Source organism: Streptomyces sp. NPDC024632 (assembly GCF_055559175.1).
This window is the reverse complement of sequence record NZ_JBVHLD010000001.1, coordinates 701411-726359: the sequence shown is the minus strand read 5'-3', so window position 1 is coordinate 726359 and position 24949 is coordinate 701411. Positions and strand designations below refer to the sequence as shown.

At 70.1% G+C, this 24949-nt stretch carries 16 protein-coding genes and 1 pseudogene; 7 read left to right on the top strand and 10 right to left on the bottom strand.

The features are described 5' to 3' along the window. Nucleotides 1-84: 84 nt before the first annotated feature. The 3 genes from ACZ37P_RS03170 to ACZ37P_RS03160 all read left to right on the top strand — a co-directional run bounded on the left by ACZ37P_RS03170 (nucleotide 85) and on the right by ACZ37P_RS03160 (nucleotide 6543). The gene (locus tag ACZ37P_RS03170; RefSeq protein WP_391043528.1) at nucleotides 85-654 is read left to right on the top strand and encodes a DinB family protein; all 570 of its coding nucleotides are present in this window, start codon (nucleotides 85-87) and stop codon (nucleotides 652-654) included. Between the two features lie 196 nt (nucleotides 655-850). Continuing rightward, nucleotides 851-3406: an aminopeptidase N gene (gene pepN / locus ACZ37P_RS03165; RefSeq protein WP_467344546.1), complete on the top strand. Its 2556-nt coding sequence runs from the start codon at nucleotides 851-853 to the stop codon at nucleotides 3404-3406. 434 nt (nucleotides 3407-3840) lie between these two features. Next, the gene (locus ACZ37P_RS03160) at nucleotides 3841-6543 is read left to right on the top strand and encodes a PA14 domain-containing protein (RefSeq protein ID WP_467344544.1); all 2703 of its coding nucleotides are present in this window, start codon (nucleotides 3841-3843) and stop codon (nucleotides 6541-6543) included. 94 nt (nucleotides 6544-6637) lie between these two features. Here the strand turns inward: ACZ37P_RS03160 and ACZ37P_RS03155 are convergent, their stop codons facing one another. Beyond that, nucleotides 6638-7240 carry a nitroreductase family protein gene (locus ACZ37P_RS03155; protein ID WP_355336458.1) on the bottom strand — a complete coding sequence of 201 codons (603 nt, stop codon included), beginning with the start codon at nucleotides 7238-7240 and terminating at the stop codon, nucleotides 6638-6640. A gap of 420 nt (nucleotides 7241-7660) precedes the next feature. On the opposite strand from ACZ37P_RS03155, the gene ACZ37P_RS03150 reads away from it, so the two are divergent. Together ACZ37P_RS03150 and ACZ37P_RS03145 are read left to right on the top strand one after the other, a co-directional pair. Further along, nucleotides 7661-8254, top strand: coding sequence for a snapalysin family zinc-dependent metalloprotease (locus ACZ37P_RS03150; RefSeq protein ID WP_355336457.1), 594 nt, complete (start codon nucleotides 7661-7663; stop codon nucleotides 8252-8254). Between the two features lie 335 nt (nucleotides 8255-8589). Continuing rightward, entirely contained in the window at nucleotides 8590-10887 is a 2298-nt protein-coding gene (locus tag ACZ37P_RS03145) for a YncE family protein (RefSeq protein ID WP_467344543.1), read from the top strand. A gap of 140 nt (nucleotides 10888-11027) precedes the next feature. Here ACZ37P_RS03145 and ACZ37P_RS03140 read toward each other — a convergent pair whose 3' ends face one another. From ACZ37P_RS03140 to ACZ37P_RS03100, 9 genes and pseudogenes are all read right to left on the bottom strand, one after another. Then, entirely contained in the window at nucleotides 11028-11918 is an 891-nt protein-coding gene (locus ACZ37P_RS03140; protein ID WP_355336455.1) for a D-alanyl-D-alanine carboxypeptidase family protein, read from the bottom strand. Between the two features lie 188 nt (nucleotides 11919-12106). Beyond that, nucleotides 12107-13300 (bottom strand): PD-(D/E)XK nuclease family protein, encoded by a 1194-nt coding sequence (locus tag ACZ37P_RS03135; protein ID WP_467344542.1) that lies wholly within the window; start codon nucleotides 13298-13300, stop codon nucleotides 12107-12109. A gap of 241 nt (nucleotides 13301-13541) precedes the next feature. Continuing rightward, entirely contained in the window at nucleotides 13542-14633 is a 1092-nt protein-coding gene (locus ACZ37P_RS03130) for a hypothetical protein (RefSeq protein ID WP_467344541.1), read from the bottom strand. Between the two features lie 82 nt (nucleotides 14634-14715). After that, a complete protein-coding gene (fxlM, locus tag ACZ37P_RS03125) occupies nucleotides 14716-16794 on the bottom strand; it encodes a methyltransferase, FxLD system (RefSeq protein ID WP_467344540.1) in 2079 nt (692 codons plus the stop codon). 26 nt (nucleotides 16795-16820) lie between these two features. Further along, the gene (locus ACZ37P_RS03120) at nucleotides 16821-18020 is read right to left on the bottom strand and encodes a lanthionine synthetase C family protein (protein WP_402710843.1); all 1200 of its coding nucleotides are present in this window, start codon (nucleotides 18018-18020) and stop codon (nucleotides 16821-16823) included. An 83-nt stretch (nucleotides 18021-18103) separates the two neighbouring features. Further along, nucleotides 18104-21026, bottom strand: a pseudogene (locus tag ACZ37P_RS03115) (lantibiotic dehydratase). A 245-nt stretch (nucleotides 21027-21271) separates the two neighbouring features. Next, nucleotides 21272-21448: an FxLD family lanthipeptide gene (locus ACZ37P_RS03110; protein ID WP_402710381.1), complete on the bottom strand. Its 177-nt coding sequence runs from the start codon at nucleotides 21446-21448 to the stop codon at nucleotides 21272-21274. A gap of 185 nt (nucleotides 21449-21633) precedes the next feature. After that, nucleotides 21634-22233, bottom strand: coding sequence for a DUF6907 domain-containing protein (locus ACZ37P_RS03105; protein ID WP_467344538.1), 600 nt, complete (start codon nucleotides 22231-22233; stop codon nucleotides 21634-21636). Then, nucleotides 22230-22757, bottom strand: a complete 528-nt coding sequence (locus ACZ37P_RS03100) for an ATP-binding protein (protein ID WP_467344537.1) — start codon at nucleotides 22755-22757, stop codon at nucleotides 22230-22232. The genes ACZ37P_RS03105 and ACZ37P_RS03100 overlap by 4 nt, the downstream gene beginning before the upstream one ends. A gap of 206 nt (nucleotides 22758-22963) precedes the next feature. Here ACZ37P_RS03100 and ACZ37P_RS03095 point away from each other — a divergent pair, with 206 nt between their 5' ends. Together ACZ37P_RS03095 and ACZ37P_RS03090 are read left to right on the top strand one after the other, a co-directional pair. Next, on the top strand, nucleotides 22964-24208 hold the full coding sequence (locus tag ACZ37P_RS03095; RefSeq protein ID WP_467344535.1) for an XRE family transcriptional regulator: 1245 nt from the start codon (nucleotides 22964-22966) through the stop codon (nucleotides 24206-24208). Next, nucleotides 24199-24741, top strand: a complete 543-nt coding sequence (locus ACZ37P_RS03090; protein ID WP_467344533.1) for a GNAT family N-acetyltransferase — start codon at nucleotides 24199-24201, stop codon at nucleotides 24739-24741. The genes ACZ37P_RS03095 and ACZ37P_RS03090 overlap by 10 nt, the downstream gene beginning before the upstream one ends. Nucleotides 24742-24949 lie beyond the last annotated feature (208 nt).

Below are 24949 nucleotides of genomic sequence, written 5' to 3'. Positions count from 1 at the left end.
AGAAGCTGACCGCAACGGCTCCTAGGGTGGTGATCAACGGGGGACCGAGGAGCACTGCGAAGGGCGTGGATCATGAGCGAGACCATGACGGTGAACGCGGCGGAGAGCACGGCGGCGAAGGCTGCGGAGGAGGCCGCCGGGGCCGTCACCGATGAGCGGGCGGACCTGCTGGCGATGCTCGCCCAGCACCGGTACTTCCTGCGCGTCACCACGCGGGGCCTCACGGACGAGCAGGCGCGGCAGCGGACGACCGTCAGCGAGCTGTGTCTGGGCGGCCTGATCAAGCACCTGACCGGAGGCGAACGGGCCTGGACGGACTTCATCGTGGCGGGCCCGTCGGCGATCGGGGACGCGACGGCCATGACCGAGGCCGACTGGCAGCGGCGGACCGACGAATTCCGTCTGCTGCCCGGCGAGACACTGGCCGGGGTGCTGGAGGAGTACGAGGAGCAGGCCCGCATGACCGACGAACTGGTCGCGGCACTGCCCGACTTGGACGCCTCCCAACCGCTCCCGAAGGCACCCTGGTTCGAGCCTGGCGCTCTCTGGTCGGCGCGGCGGGTGCTGCTGCACCTCATCGCCGAGACCGCGCAGCACGCCGGTCACGCGGACATCATCCGCGAGTCGTTGGACGGCGCCAAGACCATGGGCTGAGCGGCGTACGCGGTACGGGACACGGCGGTACGGGGTCAACGGGAGTACGGGGACAACGGGAGTACGGGGCCGCGCGCGGTACGGGGGTTCGGGCCGTGGGGGTCTGCCTCGGGGCCGCCCCGGCTTCGCGCTCGGCGCAACCGCACCGCCCCCAAATCTGTTGTCCGCCGTGCGGACCTGGGACAGCATGCCGTAGATGGGATCCCTCCTCCGCACCGAAGCCGCAGCCCGCGCCGCCCTGCTCGACGTACGGTCGTACGCCGTGGCCCTGGACGTCACGCGCGGCGACCGTCTCTTCCGCAGTACGACCACGATCCGGTTCGGCTGCGCGGAGCCGGGCGCGTCGACCTTCGTGGAGATCCAGCCGGAGACGCTGCTGCGCGCCGAGTTGAACGGCAGGCCGCTCGACCTCGCGCGACACGTCGACAACAGGCTGGAGTTGGCGGACCTGGCGGCGGACAACGAGCTGCTGGTCGAGGCCGACATGGCGTACTCGCGTACGGCGGAAGGGCTGCACCGCTTCACCGACCCGGCGGACGGTGCCGTCTACGTGTACTCGGCGTGCGCGCCCGACCTGGCCTCGAAGCTCTTCGCCTGCTTCGACCAGCCGGACCTGAAGGCGCCGTTCACCTTCACCGTGACCGCGCCCGAGGGCTGGACGGTGGTCGGCAACGGCGCGTCGTCCCAACTCAAGGACGGCCGCTGGGAGATCGCGCCGGTCGGCCCGATCTCCTGCTACCTGGTCGCCGTGGCCGCCGGGCCGCTGTACGCGGTCCGCGCCGAGCACGACGGCATCCCGCTCGGCTTGTACGCGCGCCGCTCGCTCGCCGCCGAACTCGACCGCGAGGCACCGGACTTGTTCGCGGTGACCCGAGCGAGCTTCGACCGGCTGCACGGGCTCTTCGAGGAGCGCTACCCCTTCGGCGGTTACGACCAGGTGTTCATGCCCGAGCTCAACTGGGCCGCGATGGAGAATCCGGCCTGTGTCCTCTTCCAGGACGAGATGCTGTTCAGGTCCGCGCCGACCGACACGCAGCGCGCGCTGCGGGCCGTCGTGGTGTGCCACGAGATGTCCCACATGTGGTTCGGCAACCTCGTCACCCTGGCCTGGTGGGAGGACGTATGGCTCAACGAGTCCTTCGCCGAGGTGCTCGGCTACCGCATCGCCGCGGAGTCCACCCGCTACGACAGCGCCTGGACGCTCTTCTCCCGCCGCAAGAGCTGGGGTTACGACGCCGACGAGCGCCCCACCACCCACCCGGTCGCCGCCACCGGAGCGGAGTCCGCGGCCGAGGCGCTGTCCGCCTTCGACGGCATCTCGTACGCCAAGGGCGCCTCCGCACTGCACCAACTCGCGCACTGGATGGGCGACGAGGCGTTCTTCGCCGGGCTCAACAGGTACTTCGCCGCGCACCGTTGGGGCAACGCGAACCTCCGGGACTTCCTCGCCGCGCTCGCCCTCCCCGCCGGCCCGGCGGGCGCACAGGGACCGGACGTGTCCGGCTGGGCCGACGACTGGCTGCGGACGACCGGCGTGGACACGCTGCGCATCGAGGTCGAGGTCGAGGCCGAGGCCGACGTCGAGCCTGAGGCCGAGGCCGACGTGGATACGGCGCCCGGCGTCCTGACCTCCGCCGTCCTCGTCAACGACGGCACCCGCCCGCACCGCGTACGCGTCGGCGTGTACGACCGGGACGGCGCGGCGGTCGTCCCGCGCCGACAGTTGGACGTCGAGGTCGCGCCGGGCGGCCGTACGCCGCTGTCCGAACTGGCAGGCGCCCCGCGCCCGGCCCTGCTGCTGCCCAACGACGGCGACTTCACCTGGGCGCGGCTGCGCCTGGACGCGCACTCCGCGGCCACCGTCGCCGCCTCGCTGTCGGCCGTCACGGACGAACTGGCCCGCGCGGTCCTGTGGGAACACCTCCGCGACCTGACGCGCGGCGCCGAGACATCGGCCGCCGCGTATCTGGACCTGGTCGCCGCGCACCTGCCGGGCGAGACCTCGGACTGCGTCGTCGAGGCGGTGCTGGCCTTCGCCGCCGACCACGTCATCGGCCGCTATCTGGCCCCCGCCGACCGGCCCGCCGCGCTCGCCCGGCTCGGCGACACCGCCCGTGCCGTCCTGGCCCGCCCGGCCGCGACCACGGGCAGGGGTCTGCGGCTGGCCGCCCTGCGCACCGCCGTCGCCACCGCGTCCGGTGACGCGCAACTCGCCCAGCTTGAGGGCTGGTTGGCGGGTGACGACGTGCCGGACCGCATCGCCTTCGACGCCGATCTGCGCTGGTCGGCGCTGGCCCGGCTGGCGGCGGCCGGGGCGGCCGACGAGGAGCGGATCGCGGCCGAGCTGGCGGCCGACCCGGGCAACGTCAGCGAGGTGGGCGCGGCCCGGGCCCGCGCCGCGCTCCCGGACGACGCCGCCAAGGAACGCGCCTGGCACCTGCTCTTCGCCCCGGGCGAGCTGACCATTCATCAGCTCGTCGCGACCGCCGAGGGCTTCTGGCGGTCGGGCGCGCCGGAGGTCCAACGGGCCTACGTAAAAAGGTACTTCGAGCGGCTTCCGGCGGCCGGTGAGCGCGGCGGCGCGGTGGTCCAGGCGCTGAGCCGGGCGCTGTTCCCGGTCGGTGCGGCCGACGCCGACACCGTACGCGCGGCCGAGGAATGCCTCGCCCGTACCGATCTGGTCCCGTCCATGCGCCGCCAGCTCGCCGACGGCCTGGACGACCTCCGCCGCGCCCTCGCGCACCGGGTCTGAGCGCGGCCCTGCCGAGCGCGGCCCGCCCCTGATCTGAGGGCGGCGTTCCGCTTCCCCCTTTAACGGCGCCTTTTTCTCATTTTTTCTAACGATGCAAAGAGCCGCGAGGTGCGCGGAGACGACCTCCGGCGGGGAAGGTGCCGGGCCGGAGGACCCCAGTGCGGCCCTCGTATGCCCGCGCGCCTTCGCAGTCCGCACCGCCCGTGCCTCCCCTGTGCCCCATGTGGTGAGCCATGCCTGGTGTGATCGGGCCGCTCGATTTTTCACAAACTTTGCGCGGAGGGTGGACGGCGCTGAAGCCTGCTGGTTTCATGCTCCCGGTCCAGGTTTCTAACGTTGGAAAATCGGCAGGGCCCCCAAGGCGCTGTCGTGGAGCCGCACGTCCTCACCCGCTTCCTGGACGCCGAGTTCTCTTACGGAGAGGTGTATCCGCAGTGAGATCAGGCATATCCCGCACAACGAACAGCCGCCGAGCGGCGGGCAGCACGGGGTCGTCCCGGCCGTCCCGGACGGCCCGGCTGACCGCACTGGTGCCGCTGATACTGGGCGCGGCGCTGCTGACCCCGGCCGCGGCGGGCGCGGCCCCGGCCGCCGCACCGGCCTCGTCCACCGCCGGGGCGTCCGCCGCTCCGGCCGACACCGCTCAAGGTCTGCGCGGCGACTACTACCTGAGTACCGACGCCACCTCGCTCGACTTCGCGCAGTACAGCAGCACCGCGGTCGAGCCGTCCTTGAACGTGCCCGACCTGATCCCCACGCTGCGCGGCTACGCGGGCTCGACGGAGAACGTCGCCGTGCACTGGACGGGCCAGCTCGACGTCCCGGCCGACGGCACGTACACCTTCTACATCAAGGGTGACAACGGCTTCCGGATGTCGCTCGACGGGTCGAGCGTGATCGACCACTGGACGACCGACTGGGACGTGCAGACGACGTCCGAGCCGGTCACCTTGACCGCCGGCGCCCATCAGTTGGCGTTCGACTACAACCAGGGCAACGGCGGCGCGTACATCAAGACGGAGTGGTCGGGTCCCGGCATCGCCCGCCAGGCGATCCCGGACGCGGCGCTGCATCTGCCGGTCGGCTACACGCCGTCCGACGTGAACGCCGTGGTCGCCCCCTCGGGGAAGACCGCCACCGTGCAGTTGGCGGGCCCGGTCACCGCGGTGCCGTCCGACATCACCAAGCACCTCGCGGTGATCGCGGGCGCGGGCCGGTGGACGCCGGGCGTCTCCGTGAACCCGGCGAACAGCTCCCAACTCCTGCTCACGGCGGGAGAGTCGGACACGCCGGTCTCCCTGCACTCCGATGTGCGGATCAGCTACGACGGCCTCGGCGGCCTGACGACGTCCGCCGGTCCCGTACCGCTCTTCTCGGGTCTGGCGACCAACAACTCCACCTGGTACTTCGCCAGCAAGTACGCCAAGGACGTCGACCCGTCCCACGTGCTCCCGGACTACCCCCGGCCGCAGTTGACGCGGGACAAGTGGCAGAACCTCAACGGGACGTGGCAGTTCCAGGGCACCTCGGAGAGCGCGCCGCTGCCCACGTCGAAGCTGAGCGGCAAGATCCTGGTGCCGTACCCGATGGAGGCGCCGCTGTCCGGCGTCGCCGAGCACCACGACTGGTCGCTGTACCAGCGCACCTTCTCCGTACCCGCCAACTGGCGGATCGGCTCGGGCCAGCGCCTGCACCTGAACTTCGGCGCGGTCGACTACGAGACGTGGGTGTACGTCAACGGCCGTCAGGTCGCCCACCACGTGGGCGGATACGAGGCGTTCACCGCCGACGTCACCGACGCGCTCACCCGCGGCGGGCCGCAGACCGTCCTGCTGAAGGTGAAGGACACCACCGACGACGGCACGCCCGTCGGCAAGCAGTCGCGCAGCCCCAGCGGCATCTGGTACACCCCGACCTCCGGAATCTGGCAGACGGTGTGGCTGGAGCCGGTGGCCGCCGCGAGCATCGACTCCCTCGTCCTGACGCCGAACGTGAAGGACGGCACGCTGTCCGTCACGGTGCGTCCCGCGGCCGGTACATCGTCCTCCTCGCTGGTGGCCGCCGTCGCGTACGCGGGCCACAAGCCCGTCGGCGCGGCCGTCGGCCGCGCGGGCGCCGAACTGCGGCTGCGCATACCGCACCCGGAGCTGTGGAGCCCCGACCACCCGTACCTGTACAACCTCCAGGTCACGCTCACCAACGGCCGCTCGATCGACACCGTCGGCTCCTACTTCGGCATGCGGTCGATCTCGGTCGGCAAGGTCGGCGGCGTGAACAAGATCGAGCTCAACGGGAAGCCGACGTTCGTCCTGGCCACCCTCGACCAGGGGTTCTGGCCCGACGGCATCTACACCGCGCCGACCGACGCGGCCCTCAAGTCCGACCTCGAACTGCACAAGCAGCTCGGCTTCAACGCGGTGCGCAAGCACATCAAGGTCGAACCCGCCCGCTGGTACTACTGGGCGGACAAGCTCGGCCTGATGGTCTGGCAGGACATGCCGAGCCGCAACACCGGCCCGGACTCCACCCCGGCCAGCGACGCGGCCTTCACCAGCCAGGTCCACGAGATCGTCGACCAGCACATCAGCAGCCCGTCCATCGTCATCTGGACCATGACGAACGAGGGTTGGGGCGAGAAGACCAAGGAAGCCACCGGCGCCCTCGCCGACTCGGTCAAGGAACAGGACCCGAGCCGCCTGGTCGACCCCGCCTCCGGCGTCAACTGCTGCGCTTCCAAGGGTGATTCGGGCCGAGGTGACCTGATCGACTACCACCTCTACCACGGTCCCGCCTCCCCGGCTCCAGACGCCACCCGCGCCGCCGTCGACGGCGAGCACGGCGGCTACTCCCTCACCGTCCCCGGCCACATCCTCGGTGTCTCCGGCGGCCAGAACTACGGTGACGTCCCCACCATCGAGGAGCTCACCAAGGCGTACGTCGCCAACACCGCTCTTCTCGTCCCCGACGCCTCCACCGACCTCTCCGGCTCGGTGTACACCCAGATCAGCGACGTCGAGGGCGAGTTGAACGGCCTCATCACGTACGACCGCGAAGTCCTCAAGGTCCAACCGGGCCCGGTCCGCGACATCAACCGCAGGCTCATCGCCGCCGGTGCCGCGGCAGGCACCACCGGCTGACCCCGCTCCCTCCCCGAGCCCTCGCGGGCGGCCCGCACCCCGGGTCGCCCGCGAGGGCTCTTTCACAGGCGGCGGGCCGCTTCCGCGAGCGACCTCAGGCGTGGCGGCCCCACTGGCCGCGGTGGACGACCTCTCGGGGGTCGCGGCGGCGGTCGCGGGTGCGGGGGCTCTGCGGGGGAAGGTCGTCGGCGCGGTAGCCGATGGTGATGCCGCCGAGCGGCGCGTAGGCGTCGGGGACGCCGAACTCGTCCCGGAACGGCTGGAGATGCTCGGGCATGATGCCGAAGAAGCAGGCGCCCAGGCCCTCGTCCACGGCGCTCAGCAGCATGAGCAGCGAGGCCATCCCCGTGTCGATGTACCAGTACGGCGCGGGCCAGCGCGCCTCGGCCCGGTCCTCCCAGCCCTTGTCCGGCTCCGCGTACCGTTCGAGGTACGTCGCCTTGTGGGCCAGGGGCACCACGACCAGGGGCGCGTCCTGCATGGTCGGCGTGTTCTCGACCCGCGTGGGCACGAAGGGCCAGAACCGCGCGCGGTCGGCCGCGTCGGTCAGCGCGAGGAACGCCCACCCCTGCGAGAAACCGGCCGAGGGCGCCCGTAGCGCCGACGCCAGAATCCGCTCGGTCACCTCGGGTGCCAACGGCTTGTCGGAGTAGTGCCGGATCATGCGTCGACGGCGGACGACCTCGGAGAATTCCATACCCCCAGATGCTGCCACGCCGCCCCCGCCCCGCGGCACCCGCGGCACCCGCGGCACCCGGGGCACCCGTCCGCCCCCGGCCGTGGTCACCGGGAGGAGCTGGCCCGCCATTCCAGCGCCTCGGGCTCTTCGCTGAACTCCACCAGGTGCTGTCCCGCGTAGCGTTGGAGGGCGTCCCGCACCTCGGCGGGGGTGACCGGAAAAGTCCCGGCATTGTGACCTTGTCGTAATTGGTGGGGATGAGCCCGCCCCGACGCCCGGGCGCGCACCGCGGCCGAGGGCGGAGCCACGCGGTCACGTCCGGGGCTTGGGGTGGGATGGCGGGGAAAGGGCGGGAAACGGGTACTTGTGGTGGGGGATGGGGGCGTGGTGCCCTGGGGGACTGCGGGGCAACTGGTTCTGAGGAGGTGGGTGAGTCTCATGATCACGCGAATAGTCGCTGTGGCGGCGCTGATTCCGGCCATGGTGGGCACCGCGTCCGGGGTCGCTTCGGCGCAGGCCGAACCGAAGGCGGCGACGGCGGTCGTCACCTTGACCTATGACGCCAGCCAGGCGGGGCAGTGGGCGGCGGCGATCACGCAGGGGGTGCAGAACTGGAACAGCGCGGTGCACAACGTGCGGCTGCAAGCGGCCAGTTCAGCGGGCTCGGCGAACTTCGTGTACAAGGCGACCAGCGGGTGGCCGCAGACGACGTTGGGGCCGATCGTGCCGGGAGGCAGCAGGGGACAGGTGCAGTTGGGGCAGGAGGCGGTCAACGAGGGGTACGACGTGACCCGGATCGCCGCGCACGAGACGGGACACATCCTCGGGCTCCTCGACCACTACAGCGGCCCGTGCTCGGAGTTGATGTCGGGGCACGGCCCCGGCACGGCGTGCCTCAACGCCAAGCCCAACGCGGCGGAGGCGGCCCAGGTCGACCGCAACTATGCGGGCCGCGCGGCGGCGGTCCGCCCCGAGCGGCAGCAGATCGTGATCGACATCTGGTCCCCCTCGGCGTCCACCGCTCAGCGCTGACCCGCCACCGGACGCGCGGTACGGGCACGGGCTCCGTACCGCGCGTCCGGCATGTCCTGCCGGAAGGCGCGTCCGGCCCCAAGGCACGCGCGGCCGGAAGGTTGTAGGAGCCCAGGGACCGAATCGGGCACGGTACGGCCACCGCGGGGACAAGGCGCCGTGACGGATCGGCGGCCCGCCCCAATACGATGGCCCGCTGTCACAGCCGTGCCCTATCGTGCTCATGGTCAGCGCCGCGAGCAGGCCGGATCCGCATCGGAACCCGCGCTCGGCGGCGCGCCCGCATCGTGCCGGAGGACGTCCGGCCCCGCACGTGTTCCTGGGGGGAACCCACTTTGCTCACCCGTCATGTGGCGGGCGGGACGGCTCTGTCCGTCCTGCTCGCGACCGCGTCCCTGCTCGGGGTCGCGGCCGAACCGGCCGCCGCCGACAGCGCGGCCACCCTGCCGATCACCTCGTACTCCGACATGGTGGTCGACGGCGCGCACCGGCGCGTCTTCATCAGCACGACCGACAACAAGGTCGTCGTCGCCGACTACAACGGCAAGACGGTCGCCCAGATCACCTCAGAGCCGGGCGCCGCCGGGCTCGTGCTGTCCGCGGACTCCTCGACGGTGTACGTGGCGCTCCCGAAGGCCGACGCGATCTCGGCGATCGACACGGCCACCCTGCGTGAGACGGCCCGTTACCCGCTCGGTGTCGCCCCGCGCCACCTGGCGATGACCAGGCACACGATCTGGTTCGGATACGCGGCGGACGGGTCCGCCGACCTCGGCTCCCTGGACCTCGACCCGGAGACCGACCCGACGACCCCGCCGACGACTCCACCGCCGACGACCCCGCCCACGACTCCTCCGACGGACACCCCGACTCCGACCCCGACGGACCCCGAGTCGACGCCGACCCCCACCCCGACGGACACCACGGCCCCGAGCCCCAGCCCGTCGGACACACCGTCGGACACACCGACCGATACCCCGACCGATACCCCGACCGACACGCCAACGGACTCGCCCTCGGACCCGCCGGTCACCACCTCCCCGACCCCGGACGCCACCACCCCGGCACCCCCCGCCCCCTTCGCCGCCGACACCCCCACCCGGACCACCAACGGCGCCGTCGTCACCCTCGGCCAGGGCGGCCCCCACACCTGGAGCACCGCCCCGATGCTCGCCTCCTCGCCCGGTAACCCGGACGTGGTGGCGGCCGGGACACCCGTCCAGAGCCCGATGGAGCTCCAGGTCTACAACGTGTCGTCGGGGCACGCCGAGCCCCAGGCGTACCGGTGGAACGCCAACAACGCGGGGAACATGCAGGACATCGCGCTGTCCGCGGACGGCAAGCAGGTGCTGGTCGCCAGCGGCGCCCCGTACTTCCAACAGGCGTACCGGACATCCGACTTGGCCGACGACGGCCGCTACACCACCGAGGCGTACCCGAACGCGGTGGCGGTCGCCCCCGACGGGACGATCGCGGCGGGCATCGACGGCGCCTACGAGCCGGACGTCTACATCTTCCGCCCGCGCTCCGACCACCGGGTCCGCACCTACGACTTCGGCGTCGTCGGAAACCCCGGCACCGCCTCCGCCCTGGTGGCGGGCGGCCTCGCGTGGGCGCCCGACAGCAGCCGCCTGTTCGCGGTCACGGCCGACGTCTACGGCCAGCACCCGACCCTGCGCGTGCTGACCGACCCCACCAAGTCGGTCACCGCCGTCACGGTCAGCGCCCCGTCGACCGCCAAGCGCGCCACGAAGATCACGGTCAGCGGCAAGCTGACCGCCACCACGGCGTTCCCCGCGGGCGCCAAGGTCACGGTGACGCGTACCGACCTCACCTCCCCCAAGGGCACGTCCCTCGGCGCCAAGTCGGTCGCGGCCAACGGCACGTTCAGCTTCACCGACACCCCGACCACCGGCGGCGGCGTCACGTACACCGCCACGTACGCGGGCGACGCCACGCACACCGCCGGCTCCGGCAAGCGCGTCGTCCAGGTCTCGCGCCTGACCACCGCGGCGAGCGTGAAGACCAACCGCGCCACGTACGCCTACGGGTCCACCGCCACCGTCACCGGGCACCTGGGCAAGACCGGCAAGAGCCGCGTGCTCTCGATCTGGGCCCAACCCGCGGGCGGGCAGAAGAAGTTGGTCAAGTCCGCGAAGGTCAACGCGGCGGGCGACCTGAAGGTGACCTACCGGCTCAGCCGCAACACCACCTTCTGGGCCTCGTTCGCCGGTGACGCCGTCTCCGCGCCGAAGTCGGTGGCCCGCTCGGTCGGCACGCAGGTCAGTGTCTCGCTGGCCGTGTCCGGCAACTACCGCAAGGGCAAGGTCGGTTCGACCTCGTACTACTGGTTCCACAAGAAGAAGTCCGCGCTGTTCACCACGCACATGACGTACGCCAACGGCCGCTCGCAGCGCCTGGACCTCCAGGTCTACTACAAGGGCCGCTGGTACTCCTCGGGCAGCGAGTACTTCCGGCTGGCGATCACCGGCACCTCGCGGGTGGGGCTCGCGGGACCCGGCGAGTCCGGCATCCGGGCCCGCGTCCGCGCGGTGTACGTCAAGGGCTCCTCGGGCGACCGCCTGAACACCACGACGTCCACGGGGTGGAAGTACCTGTACTACACCAACTGACGGCGCCCGCCCGCGCCGTACGGACGAAGGCCCCGCTCACCGGAGACGGCGAGCGGGGCCTTTTCGGCAGAGCGCCCCTTCGTCAGGGGGCCTCTTGATCAGCGGGCCCTCTCGTCAAGGGCTCTCGCCGAACTGGCGCGTCAGCGCTTGAAGGCGTAGTCCATCAGCTTCTTGGCGTCCGTCGCCCGCTGGTTCACCGAGCTGGACGACAGGACGGTCCCGATCACGGTGCGGTTGCCGCGGGTGGCGGCGAAGACGAGGCAGTAGCCGGCCTGCGGGCCCGAGCCCGTCTTGAGGCCGATCGCGCCGCTGTAACTGCCCAGCAGCGTATTGGTGTTGGTCCAGGTGTAGTAGCGGTAGCCGTTGCTCTTGGTGGTGGCCTTGGTCTTGATGGAGCGGGTCTTCACCACCGAGCGGAAGTCGGCGCTCTTCATGGCGGTGCTCGCGAGCTTCGTCAGGTCGCGCGGCGTCGAGTAGTTGTTCCCGTTGCCGATTCCGTCGAAGGAGTCGAAGTGGGTGTTCTTCAGGCCCAGCGCCTTGGCGGTGGAGTTCATCTGGCCGACGAACTGCTTGACCCGCGCGGCGCGCGTGGAGCCCACGCCGTACTTGTCGGCCAGCGCGTACGCCGCGTCGCAGCCGGACGGCAGCATCATCCCGTACAGGAGCTGCCGCACGGTGACCTTGTCGCCGACGATCAGGCGCGCCGAGGAGGCGTTCTTGCTGACGATGTAGTCGCTGTACGCCTTCTGGACGGTGACCTTGGCGTTCAGGTTGAGCTTCTTCTGCCGCAGCACCACCTCGAAGGTCATGATCTTCGTGGTGGAGCCGGTGGACCGCTTGGTGTCGGCGGTCTTGGTGTAGTAGGTCGTGCCCGTCGAGTTGTTCATCACGTAGCCGCCCTTGGCCACGATCGGGGGCGGCGCGGGCGTCGCCGCCTGGGCCGTGGAGCCGAGCGCTCCGACGGTCAGTACGGCGCCCGCGGTGACGGCCACCACGGACGTACGACGAATGGCCTTGCTGCCGGTTATCACGTTGATTGCTCCAAATGCCCCTGCGGCGCGGTCACACGAGAGTGTGCGGCTCGAAGGTGAGACGCGCCACCCGGCCGGATGGATGTGGTGCCCGGCCGGTTCTCACCGAGTCGTTATCCACCGGAGATGTGGCGATGACGATCAACACCTTCGGCTCGCCGTCGGCGGCACTCGTTTGTGGTGTTTCGTCACGGGACGAGACCGCCGACTGCGCTGTCGAGAGCTTGTATCTGCCAGGGCCAGGTTGTACGGACGTGCTCCGCGAGCGTTCCCGCGTAGTGAGCAAGCAGCCTTTCTGCGTCAGTTGGGGGTTCCAACTCCAGATATTTCCACCAGACCCACTTGCCCCACGGGCGTTCGTCCGCCACTCCCCATGTGGCACGCAAGGACGCGCGCACATCCGGATCGTGCGCGTATACGCCCCAGAACGGGCACTCTTCCTGGATATCGGGATTCGGCCTGGTCCGTTGACCGAAGCCCATTCCGAACAGGGCTCTGCCGTCCGCTCCGAGCCATCGCTGTCGTGCCAGGAGTACGGCGTCCTCGGTGTATTCCTTGCCGACCGAACCGACTACTTTGGATGGGAAGGAGCTTGCCACGAGACCGTCTCCAAGTTCGGGGGAGACGGATTCCAGCGCGGTGACTACGTACTGGGGCAAGTGGGCGAGGAGTGCTTTGGCCGCCGCCTGGGCCTGGAGAAGATTCCGACCGTGCGCGAGCCAGAAGCGCGCTGCTTCTTGATCTGCGGGATCCATGGCGAGCATCTTCTCCAAGGTGGCCAGGTAGTCGTGGGCGACGGCTCTGCCTTTGGCTGCGGTTGGTGTCCGCGGCTTTGGCGCGCTCTCGAGGCACTGTCGTAGGTCTGTCGCGAAATCGGTGAGCCCCAGCGGCTCGAAGCGCCGATCGGTGGGCTGTTGGCAACGGCGCGTGAGAAAGACCAGGACAGGATGGGGCATGTTCGCGTGATCGTCCGCCTGCCGGGTGGTCTGCCCTTCACCCTCGGGGGAGTTGATCTTGAGCTCGATCACAAGAGTGTGCTTTGGCATTGTCACCACGATGTCCGGCCGGCTGGACGCGGCGACGGCTTGAGTCCTGACCCGTGCCCCGATCAGCTCATCCGTCGACGGCGAATCGGCCGCGAGGAAGCGCTGGAGCAGCGCCCGCAGGACTGTTGGCCCCAGATAGTGCGGTGCGAGTGGGTCGAGAAGCCAGGCGATGAGACGCTCATGGTGTATCTCGACCTCGGACTGCCCAAGCACTTCAAGTGTGGTCGCGGGGCCCGGTAACCAGAGTCCCTTCACCGCCAGGGCGTCCAGTTCTGCCTGGAGGGCTGCCCAATAGGAAGGATCGGGTATCGCGGTGCTGTCGGGAGCCGTCGGCACGGAGTCCCCTCCGGAGAGTGATGGGTAGCGGCGCGCCCGTTCAGATGACGCCCGGGCCGGTCGATGAGTGGCGTTGGGACGGCTGGCCGCAGGGCTCTCAGGTTGCAAGAGGAACATTTCACAGCCACGGATGGCACGTCCCATGAACGGGCTTTCCCCCTGGGCGTATTGATGAGGATGAGGCAGGCAGGGGCTGAAACGGGACTTTGCTCGGCAGGAATCGGCATCGTCAGGAGCGGTGCTACGCAGGCCGCGTGAGCACCGTGTCAGCGGCGTCGAGTACAGCTGAAAGGTCGGTATACAGCTCCTGATGGAGGGTGCTCGCTCCGAGGGCGCAGGCTTGGGCCAGACCGTGGAAGTGCTGGGCTTCCCTGGCAGTGCTGAGAGAGGTGGCCAGGGGGTGCGCCAGGAGTTCGCGGGCTGCGTAGCCGTCACCGGCGTCTGTGGTTCGGCGGACCAGGCTCGCGGTGAGGCGGCGCGCCTCGGGATGATCTGCGGTGCTCATCGTGTCGAGGACGGTGAGGCCGAGGCGGATGTCGAAGACGGTCAAGCCCGGTTCCGCCTCGTGGGTCAGGTAGGCATTGACCAGGTCGGTGATGTGCTCCTCAACCGGCTGGCCATTGTCGTTGCGGCACAGAACCATGAGGCACGCCGTGACGATCTGCTCCCATGGTTCGCCGGGTGATGTGTTGGTGAGCAGTTCGGTGGCGCGGTTGGTGTTGCCTTCGACCAGGGCCGCGACGACGGCGACTTGGCGGCCGTCGAGCATGCGGGTGCCGATGCCGCGGTGTTGCTCGATGTGGGCCAGGGCTTCGGGCCAGCGGCCTGTGGTGGTGAGGGTGCGGGTGCCGTCGGCGAGGAGGACGCGCCAGAGCCAGGCGTGGACGTCGCGGCGGTCTTCGTCGGTGGGGGTGAGGTTGGCCGGGACGGTGATGCCGTCGAACGTGGCGGGGGTGGCGGTGCCGACGGCTTCGTAGAGGGCGAGGAGGCGTTGGCGGGCGTCGTAGGGGTGGCCGGCGCGGATCTGTAGGCGAGCGAGGTTGATCAGGGGTTCCAGGGCGCGGATGGCGCTCGTGGCGGGGAGTGGACAGGCGTTGAGGTACGCCTGGGCGTGGCGGTGGCACAGGGAACGGGCGAGGTCGGGGAGGCCGACGTCGGAGGCGAGGAGTGCCGCCTGGTTGAAGACGGCGGAGGCCAGCCCCTGGTCCTTCTGCGCTGCTGACCGGTCGGCGAGGTCGACCAGGGCTTGGATGCGGTTGGGCAGAGGGAGGCAGGCCGGGCGGAAGCGGGCGACGAGTGGGAAGCGTTTTGCCATGGGGCCGTGCGGGTCCATAGATCCGCCTGTCGGTGGCGATGGGGGTTGGGGGCCAGGAGGCCCGGCGGGTGCGCCCTGCGGGCCCCTGCGTGAGCTGGCGTTACCGCCAGTCGATGACGATGCGGTTCAGCGGAGTGTCGACGGCGAAGAGGCCGGAGCGCTGCTCGATCGCGGGGGCGTCGAGGGGCTGGATCCCGAAGGTAGCCTCGCGGCTCCGGTAGTCGTGATCCCAGGTACGGATCACATCGGCGACCTTCGCGGCCAGCTCGCCGCCTCCGGACCCGTGGCTGATGACACCGAACTCCCAGAGCTTGCCGCCGTCCGGCGTGGTCTTCTCCGAGAGACGGCGGGCCAGGTAGGTGACGGCCGCCTTGTCGACGGCCGCCGTTGAGGACGGGTACGGGTCGTCGGTGAGCAGCGTGCCCTTGGCCTGGGCCGGGAACAGCATTCGGATCAGACCGGAGGGCAAGGAGCAGGAGACGAACAGTTCCATCCACTCGGCGGACTCCGAAGCGGCGAACAGCGTCCCGGTCCACACTTCGGAGCGCGGCTGTTCCAGGACTCCGGCCAGGGCCTCGGCGTCGATGGGCTGTCCGGCGGGGGCCTGGAGCCGTACGGTCCCGTCCGTGCTGAGGAGGATGACGCGGCGGTCGTCGTCGGCGATGCCGCGCCGCAGGGGCATGAAGGTGTTCATCTTGCTGCTGACGCTGGTCCAGTGGCCGTCGCGCTGCTCGTAGGCGATGGAGCGCGACACGCTGCCCTTGAGCCGTTGCGGGACGACGAGGCGTCCGCCGGGTGCGAGTTGCTGCATCCAGGCGTGCGGGACGCCGTGTGCGCCGACGGTGGCGATGATCCGGTCGTACGGTGCCCCCGCGGCGTGGCCGACGGCGCCGTCACGGGTCAGAACGTCGACGTTGGAGACACCGGCGGTAGCCAGGTGTGCACGGGCGCCTTCGACAAGGTCGTCGTCGACGTCGATGGTCGTGACGTAGCCGGTGTCGCCGACCAGGTGGGCGAGAAGGGCGGCGTTGTAGCCGGTACCGGCGCCCAGTTCGAGGATGCGTTCGCCGGGGCGGGCGTCCAACTGGTCCAGCATGAGGGCGACGACTCCAGGCTGGGAGGCGCAGGAGATCGATGTGCCGTCGGTGTCGTACTTGATGTTGACCGGCGCGTTGGCGTAGGCGTCTTCGAGGGACGCATCGGGTACGAACAGGTGGCGGGGAACGGTACGCAGCGCCGTCTCGACAACGGTTGTGCGGGCGTATCCGGACGCGCGGATCTGGTCGACCAGGGCGTTGCGGAGCCGGGCGGCTTCGGCGTCGTGTGTGGTGGTCGTGTCGGTGGTCACCGCCTCGACGCTAGTGGTCCGGGGCGTGCCCTTGGCGGACGACGCGGTGTAGTCACTCGATCCCATGACTGCCTCTCGTGCGGTGGTGAACAGGGCGCTCTGGTCGCCCAAGGGGAGACCGGCGCGGTTGGCGTGGAAGATGACGTGGTGGGCGATGACGGCCCTTAGGCCGCGGGTGAGTCCGCCGGCGGCTGCGAGGTGCGCCACGGTCGAACCGGCCCGCTCGAAGGCGGTCACCCACTCGGCGTGCCCGTCGAGCGCACCGTTCGGGACGCACAGGCTGTGGACGTCGACTGTCATCAGGGCGCGCATCGCCGGTATCAGGGCGGCGGCCCGCTTCAGAGGGAAGTCGGTGACCGGTCGCAGTGCGGCGGCCTTCGCCCATACGTCACCCTGCTCGTACCAGTCCAGGTTGGCGGCGCGCATCATGGCACTGGCCAGAAGGACAGCGGTCTCCCGGCGGCCCAAATGCACTTGGCCGGGCCGGTAGGTGAGCAGGTGGCGGCTGTCCAGGTGGAACAGGTCGTGGGCGGCGTCCATGGCCTCCGCACCGCCGAAGGCGGTTATCTCCGGCTCGTAGACGCAGGGCAGCCACGATCGGACCGAGCCGCTGCCGACAAGATCGCTCAGCACCGATTCGACCAGAGGCGACGGCTCGTCGGCACGGTAACGCAGCGGCCAGGGCTGTTTGTTCATGAACCACCAGCCGGTGAGCTCCCCCTCTTCCTCGGCCCCGAGCAAGGCCGGACCGAGCCGTTCGACGAGGACGCGGTTGCCGGTCGTGCGATCGGTGAAGGTGATGTTGTGCTGCTGCCAACGGTCCGAGGGCATAAAGGCGGTCCTTCGATCGAGGGGCGTCAGGCGATGAGCAGGCAGGCGTCCCAGTCGGAGACGGGCGGCGCACCGGCAGCCGGGGACTGGAGTGCCAGGGCGATACCGGCCGCGCCGTCGAGGAACCCGGGGCCGACCCCTTTCACCAGGGCACCGGCGGTCTCGACAGGGTCGGTCTCCTGGGGGCAGACAGCTGTCAGGAGAGCCGGAATCGTCGCGCGGAGCCGCACCTCGGTTGTGTGGTGGGCGTCGTCAGCGGTCCTGGCGGCAACGTGAGCGAGACCGGCGAAGCCGTGGCAAAGACCGCTGTCGGTAGTGGCCTTGAGCTGTGCGGGATCGGTATGGGCGGCTACGAGAGCCGTCTCCGCCTCGATTTGGCGGTCGATGTCGCCGAGCGCGAGAGCGGCGAGTTGCTGGGCGCGGGCGAGACCCGCGGTGCCGTAACACCATGACGGTCGCCGTGGCCGGGCAGGGGTGAGACGTCCGGTCCGCAGCTCGTCGCGCGTGACCCAGTACGGCCAAGCCAGGTCGGGGCCGGTGCTCTTGGGCCAGAGGTCGAGCCAGTCCAGGATCGTACGGAGGGCTTCGCGATGGCCGCTCACGACCGTGCCGCGGCGGGCGGCGACGGCCAGCAGCGCGAGCACGCCGCCGATGCCGTGCGCCATTCCGTTGTTGGCGTGGCCGCCCCGGTAACGGTCGTCGGGCCGACCGGAGGGTCCGGTCGCAGTCCACCAGCCCGGTAGGAACTCACCATGGTGGACGACCGGCTCGGTGAGCCGTACGCAGTAGTCGAGGACGGCTCGTGCTGTGGAGCTGGACGGGTCACGTCGCAGGAGATAGGCGCCGTAGCCGGTCAGGCCGCGCATCGCGTCGAACTCCGCCAGCTGCGGAAGGCGGCCGACGTCGATTCGCCGGTGTGCCGCGTCGAGGCGGCGCTGAACGTCCGTGGCGATCCGGGCGTCGAGGGAGGCAAGGGCGCGGTGGTAAGTGGTGCCGGCCTGGTGTTCGGCGGCGCGGGCCACAACATGGGCGAGGGCGGGGGCTCCGTAGAAGGGGTGGCTGTCAGGGCCGCTGGTGAACGGCTTGCTGGTCGTGACGGCCAGCCAGTCGTGGGCACGTTGCCACGGGCCGAGGTCGCGAGCGGCCCGTTCGATATGGAGCAGGGCGATACCCAGCGGACCGTAAGCGAGTTGCTGTCGTTCGCTGGTCAGTGTCCGAGGGGCCATGGGCGCGGTGCCGGGGTCGGCCAGAAGGTCGGCGATGGCGTTTGCCACTGAAGCTGCGCAGGTTGCGGTTGCGAAGTGCTGAGTCACGATGCCCGCCGGGACATCCAGGCCAGGGCGGCGGCGCGCGTGAGGCGGAGACAGATCTCTTCCTCCGGGAAGTCGACCGCCAGGTGGCGGACGAAGTGCACGTGCAGGAGCGAGGAGAGGACATCGTCCAAGCGGATGCCGTGGGTGTCCGGGCCTGGCAGGAGCGCCCGGTAGGCGGCGAGCGCCTGGTCCCGGTCGGCCCACGCGTCCACGACGGCCTGCCCACCGGGTACGCCTCGCAGGGCCGCCCAGCCGTCCGACGGATCTGCCAGGCGAACGACCTCCGCGTACTCCGGCCGCGACACCGGCCTGGACGGGGCGGAAGGTCTGGACGGAATGTGGTCGATCAGCCAGCGCATCCCGGCTTCGGCGCTTCCGAGGAACGAGTTGGCGATGGCGATCGTGTGCGCGGCGACCAGGACACGGTGGTGAGGACGCTGTGGCTGGCCGAGTTGGGCGACGACGGCGCGGGAGTCCGCGCGGAAGACTTTTTCGGCAGCCTTCCACGCGGTGCCGGAGCCCCAACGGCCCATTTCACGGTAGGAGGTGGGGAAGCGCAGGTCCGACAGCAGCCGGGCGGCGCGCAGTTCGTTCGCCCAAGCGGCGACGATACGAGCGGTCTCGGCGAAGGCTTCTGGACGGGGCAGCACGATCCGTACACGCAGGTGGTGGTCGGGATCGCGGAAGCGGATGAACCACCACGGCGGGGCGCCGAGCCGGTTCAGCAGTTCTGGGATGTGCTGGCCCAGCAGCGCGTCTTGGCGGCGCGGGTCGCCGTACAGGGTGGCCAGCAACAGGCAGGAGACGCCAGGGGGTTGGATCTGCTGCCCTGAGAAGGCGCGAGCGGGGGTGGGGGTCGGCAGGAGCGGCCAGGCCGGCGGTCGTGTCGCTTTGAGCGGTACGACGACCTCGTGCGCCCGCCCGCCGCACCAGCCGTACGCGTCGGCGGCTGGGGCTTCGACGAGGACGGCCGAGGACGCGCGGAGGTGATGGTGGCGCAGCAGGCTCCGGTGCGCGGCCTGGGCGAGGTCCAGGTACAGGCGCCGATCGGACTCGGCGAGTTCGACCCGGCACGGCATCCGTCGTCTGGTCCGCCACTCTTCAAGTGCGGCGTCCCACTGGGCCTGGGCGCTGGCGCGGCCGGGCAGTTCGCAGGCGTCCAGCCGCCACCGTGCGGGGGCGAGCACCGTACGCCCGTAACGGATCCTCGGCAGGTACGGCATCGCGTTCGCGGCGCCCCAGTCGAAGGTCGTGACCTGCGCGCACTGGGCACGCGACAACTCGGCGACGAAGCGGACCAGCGGTGGGGTGTGCGTGACGAGGTTCAGCGCGTGCATGCCCACCGCTTCAACCCGGACCCCGTGTTCAGGCGCGGCGAGGTACATGCGGCGGCCGTCGCATGCCACGGCCAGGTCGTCCGGGGTGAGTACGCCGGCGCTGGTGGCGCGGTGTTCCTGGACACTGATCACGGTGGGCAGGACCTGCGGGGCACGGGTGACATGGGCGCTCGACGCGAGCAGCGGCGGGAACGACAACTGCGCGGGGACGGTACCGGCGTCGGCGGTCGGCAGATCCGCCAGTTCCGCTGACAGGTGCTCGCGGTCTTCAGTCGTCAGCACGCCGAGGAACCGCCCGGTAGTGACGCCGAAACCCCGTGACACGCTGACTACTTCGAGGCGGAATCGACCACGGGCCAGCTCCTCCGCGGTGTCCGCATGCACCCGGACGCCGATCTCCAAGTGCGGTGGGATGCGCGGGTTTTCGGGGCCGAGGCTCATCGCGTCGATCAGCTCGTCCGTGAGGACGACCTCGTCGCGGCCGTCTAGGGCGGCTGCCTGCGCAAGCCGTACAAGCGTGTCGTCGCGTACGGACAGCCGGGAACGGCGGGTGTCTGCGGCCGCGCCCGGATAGCCGTCGGGGAAGCCGGTGCCGCTGTCGGCGACCACTTCCTTGAGCGGGACCATCGTGCCGATGCCGTACCGCTCGTAGAACCGTCGCTGGTACGCCTTCCACGCCTCGGTCCCGTACGGGGCGGTGCTGACCCGGGCCAGGACGAAGGCGGCCCGCTCGACCTCCCGGGCCACTTGCTCGGGAAGTTCGGTCTCCGCGTCAAGGCGAAGGTCCAGCGCCAGGGGGTGGCCGCGAAGTTCCGGCACCAAGGCACGCATCCACGCGGCAACACCGGCGCGACCCTCGCGGGAGCCGCAGCCGCGCAGGCCGGTCCGCACAGCGTGCAGCGTCTCGACCGCCTCTGCGACTGGCGCCACCGTGGCCGCCTCCACCGCGTCGAGCTGCTCCACCGTGTAGGACAGGGCGTCCGTCTCGGTGCTCGGGGTGCGCAGGTTCGTGATCAGGACCTCGTTGCGAATCAGCTCTCGCACAAGGTGACGGGCTCGCTCCGCGTTCGCGGTGGGGAAGTCGGATACGAGCTTGTCCACGAGTACGTCGGCGCGGATCGGCTCCGAGGCCATTTCGAGCCGCCCGCACCGGTTCGGTCAGAGCCACGGATGCCTCGACCCTGCGCGTCCGAGCGCTCGTGGTGTCGGACCGGTACGGCACGATGAGGCGATCACCACGGTGGGCAGCGGCGTTGTTGACGACCACCAGCAGGCGGTCCACCAGTTCGGGGCAGGACTCCAGCCGCTCGACCACGGCCGTCAGCCATTCGGCGCTCGCCCGGCCGATCACCGCGTGGTTCGTACCCCACCTCGCGCTCGCCCCCGACCCTGGTCCCAGCGCGGCAGTGGTCACCCCCGCGAACAGGCCGAACGGCGTGGGCCGGTGCTCGGCGCGCAGTACGTAGCGGGCCACGGACACGACCGCGCGACGCACGTCGGACGCGGCGGGGCCGTCGGAAGAACACAAGGCACGTACCTGGGAGGCGAGATCGGGGCTGGCGTGGGCCAACGCCTCGGCCATGTCCTCCTCGGACCACACGTGCCGTAACCAGGCAAGGCGGGCGGCCTCACCGCAGGCCGACGTGTCGTCGATGCCCGGGCAGGGCGGAATGGAAAGTTCGGGCCGGGCCACCGCACGTACGAGCGCGGTGCGACCGGCACGGAACGCGGTTGCGGGCATAGCGACCTCCTGGTCCCGATCTGGCGGCCGGTGCCCTCACGCGGTGAGCGGTGAAGGCACCGGACAGAACTGTCGTGCGGCTTGGATCAGGCGACGCTGGACACGCAGGCGCCACAGGTCGAGCCACAGCCGTCGTCCGTCAGGTTGACCAGACCGGCGGTGTCGCCGATCTCGACCAGGGTGACGTCCAGCTCGAAGTCGTCCTGCGCGGTCGTGCCCACGGTCGCGGGCCCCGCGCCGATGGTGTGCGTGATGTTGGCCATGCCAACTCCTCCTGGTGGGTTGTGAATACGGACACTGCTTCTGCCAACCGCCATGCGCAGCGCGGGAGAGCCCCGTCAAGGCGTGGGCGGTCGCTATGGGTTTGCGCTGGGTTGGTGTCCCGGGGCTGATGGGCCCGAACGGTTGACGCAGCCGCCTGGCTGCGCGGAGCGCAACGTTTGTGTTCCTACGAGGACATGGATGAGGGAGGTTCCGGGAACTCCGAGTTGCTGTCCGTCCGGGCGTCCTGGTCCCGCACGGGATGGTGGGCTTCCCAGTCTTTGCGGGCGGCGATCAAGGCCGGACGCACCTCGCGTATGAGGAGTTCGGCCTGGTCGAGGAGGCGCGCGGCGATCTCGGCGACTCCGTCCGGATCGAGACCGGCGATCCAGTGCTCGGGGCACACCTGGATGTTGACGACCGGGAGACGAAACCGTGGATCGGAGGCGTACGGAGCGCAGTCGATACTGCCCCCGAGAACCACCTCCTCCTCCGCGGCGTTTCCCGGCCACGTTTCCACGAGGCTCACCGTCTGGCCCTCGAAGAAGGTGCGATGCTCGATGTGCGTCAGCCGGAGGGGCAGCAAGTCGAACGGCACTCCGGACTCGCTCGGATCGTCCTCCGCCCAGTCGGGCAGGTAGCCGGAGACCTCCGGGCCGTTCGGCGTTGTGATCGTCCACCGTCCCGGCACGCTGAACGGCCTGGGCTGTTCCCCATTCGGGTGGGCATCGTCGGCCGGGCCGGGGGGATTTGCTCCGGCCTTGATGCTCGTGTGTTCACCACTCATGCGCTCACCGCCGCCAATAAGCCCGCGTCCGCGGTGAGCAGTCGCTGGAGCGTCGGTTCCATCAAGGCCACCGTCGTATCCCCATGCCCCGGCGGGCTCAGCACCGCGTAAACCAACTTCCCGTAGCCCTGCGACAGGTAGGCGTATCCCCACCTCGCACTGAGCGCGTCGACGAGTGCCAGGCCACGTCCGCCGTCCGACTCCAGTGACGACTTCTGCTGTACGGGCGGCCGACGCATCTGGTCGTAGACGGCGACGACGAGTCCGCTGTCCGCCATCCACAGGCCGACCGCGAACCGGGACCCGGTGCCGTGCCCTCCGTCGCAAGCCTCTGCGGAGTCATCGGCGGCGTGCTGCACCGCGTTGGTCGCCAACTCGGAGACGATCAGCACGGCGTTCTCCACGAGAGCCTCAGGCGCTGACCAACTGCGCAGGACACCCTCCGTATGTGCACGGACCCAGCGAACCGACGTCGGCTGGGAGTCGAGCTCCAGCCTGCTCTGGTAGCCCCTGCCGAATGTCATTGGTCACGCCTCTCGCCTGTCCGTGCCGATGCCATGGGACCGTCCGCCCCTGACGGCGGCTCAACCGCCCATGGACAGTCAACGCAGAGGCCGAGCGGCCGGAAAGGAAAGTCCGGGGGCGCCCGGCTCGGCGCCAACCGGAAAGTTCGAGGCGCGCGCACCGCACTCGCCTTCACCGAACGCTGAGGCGCGGCTACGGTGAGTGTGTGACGGGCAATATGCGACTCCGACTGCGGATGGCCGAAGTCGGCTTCACCCAGGCGGGTTTGGCCGAGGCCCTGAACGAATGGCTGCGCGCCGCAGGACACGAGGGCACGGCCACCGACCGGGTGGTCCGGTACTGGCTGACCGGAAAGACCCGCTGGCCCTATCGCCGTATGCGGCTCGCGTTGCAGGCAGTATTCGGGTGTTCCATGGAGGAACTCGGCTTTCTCCAGCCGCCACCCGCCAGCCCGTCACGCACCGCGGAGCAGCCCGTGAACCGTAGATCGTTTCTCGCTTCCACCACGGCCGGCGCAGCCGCCCCGTTACTGACCTCGCGCTCCACTGTCGGCACGACCGACGCCGAGCGCGTCCGCAACAAGCTGGACGTGTTGAACGCGCTGGACGACCAGACGGGCGGCACCACCAACTTGGAGGACAGCGCTTTGGCCGCGGCCAAGCAGGCGCTCGCCCTGCAGAACGGCGCGGCGACGCAGCGGGTGCGCAACCGCCTGTTCGGTCTGGCCGCGGATCTGACGGCCACCGCCGCGTGGGTCGCCCTGGACGCGCGGCAACTCGCACGCGCTCGGGCGCACTTGGACCAGGCGCTGAGCCTCGCCGGTATGGCGCAGGACTCCGTCACGCAGTTCCGTGTCTGGAACACACTCTCGATGCTCGGCTACAACAACCGCCACTACTCCGAGGCACTGGCCGCCGCGCAGGCAGCCCAACGGGTCGGCATTACCCGACGGGACCCCCTCTTCGCCTCCCTCGCCCATGCGCGTACGGCCATCGCTCACGCCGTCGTCGGGCAGAAACAACCGACGCTGCGCAACCTGGGCTACGCGCAGGAATCCCTCGGCAAGGCCGGGAGCGAAGCACGTCCGAGCTGGGTCGCCTTCTACGGGGCGGCGGAGCTCCACTCGCTCACCGCCATCGCGGAGGATCTGCTCGGCCGACACGAGGAATCCGAGGCGGCCTCCTTCAAGTCGTTGGCGACTCTTCCCCAGCGATTCCGCAGGAACCGGGCGCTCGTCACCGCACGCCTCGCGCTGGCGCAGGTGCACCAGGGAGACATCGAACAAGGCTGCGCCAGTGCCGAGCAGGTCTTCACCCTCATGGATGGTGGCCCTTTGCCCGGCCGTCTACGATCCGTGATCGGCGACTTCTACCGTGATCTGCTCACCGCCGCGCCGGACGCGAGGAGCGCGTACGAGTGGGGCGACCGATACCGCACCGAATGGAGCTGACTGTGCCCGACGTCATCGAGTTGCGCCCGTTCACGAGCGACGACCTCCCGACGGTCCGGCAGCTCCTGATCGACGTGCACGCCGACGCCTACGCCGACCAGATGGACGACGAATTCCACCAGCGCTTCCCCTGGTTCGTCGACCACTGGGGTGCGATGGACGGCTTCACCTGCGTCGTGGCCTACGACGGTGACGAACCCGTCGGCTTCGCGTACGGCGCACCTGCCGGTACCGGCAGGGAGTGGTGGCGCGAGTACCTCGTCCCCGCACCGGAGGACCCCTCCACCTTCTCGGTCTCCGAGTTGATGGTTCGGCCCCAGTGGCGGAAGCGGGGGATATCCGAGCGCCTGCACCACTCCCTGCTGCGAGACCGCCCCGAAGCCCTCGCCGTATTGCTGGTCGACACCACCCACCGCCGTGTCGAGGCGCTGTACGAAGCCTGGGGATACCGCCGTGTCGGCACGCAGCGCCCCTTCGCGGACTCGCCGCTCTACGCCGTGATGGTGGCTGAGCTGCCGTTGATCCAGGACTGAGACCGGTGGCCGTTGTGCCACGTGTGCGATGGACTCGACGTACAGGCATCGTCGAGCCGCTACACGCGGCGCCGGACTGCGGATGTCCGGTCACCGCGCTCACGCCCCGGCCCGTGCGCCCGGAGCGCACCTTCTGTGCGGATTCCGTTTGTCCCCCGTACGCCTTTCCCGTGTCTGATGGTGGACGTCCGTGGGCGCTTGCGGGAAT

Coding starts and splice junctions, on each gene's coding strand:
- ACZ37P_RS03130 (WP_467344541.1), bottom strand. CDS start 14,633: ATGGACCCGCACGGCCCCATGGCAAAACGCTTCCCACTCGTCGCCCGC.
- fxlM (WP_467344540.1), bottom strand. CDS start 16,794: ATGCCCTCGGACCGTTGGCAGCAGCACAACATCACCTTCACCGATCGC.
- ACZ37P_RS03110 (WP_402710381.1), bottom strand. CDS start 21,448: ATGGCCAACATCACGCACACCATCGGCGCGGGGCCCGCGACCGTGGGC.
- ACZ37P_RS03120 (WP_402710843.1), bottom strand. CDS start 18,020: ATGGCCCCTCGGACACTGACCAGCGAACGACAGCAACTCGCTTACGGT.
- ACZ37P_RS03105 (WP_467344538.1), bottom strand. CDS start 22,233: ATGAGTGGTGAACACACGAGCATCAAGGCCGGAGCAAATCCCCCCGGC.
- ACZ37P_RS03150 (WP_355336457.1), top strand. CDS start 7,661: ATGATCACGCGAATAGTCGCTGTGGCGGCGCTGATTCCGGCCATGGTG.
- ACZ37P_RS03100 (WP_467344537.1), bottom strand. CDS start 22,757: ATGACATTCGGCAGGGGCTACCAGAGCAGGCTGGAGCTCGACTCCCAG.
- pepN (WP_467344546.1), top strand. CDS start 851: ATGGGATCCCTCCTCCGCACCGAAGCCGCAGCCCGCGCCGCCCTGCTC.
- ACZ37P_RS03155 (WP_355336458.1), bottom strand. CDS start 7,240: ATGGAATTCTCCGAGGTCGTCCGCCGTCGACGCATGATCCGGCACTAC.
- ACZ37P_RS03170 (WP_391043528.1), top strand. CDS start 85: ATGACGGTGAACGCGGCGGAGAGCACGGCGGCGAAGGCTGCGGAGGAG.
- ACZ37P_RS03090 (WP_467344533.1), top strand. CDS start 24,199: ATGGAGCTGACTGTGCCCGACGTCATCGAGTTGCGCCCGTTCACGAGC.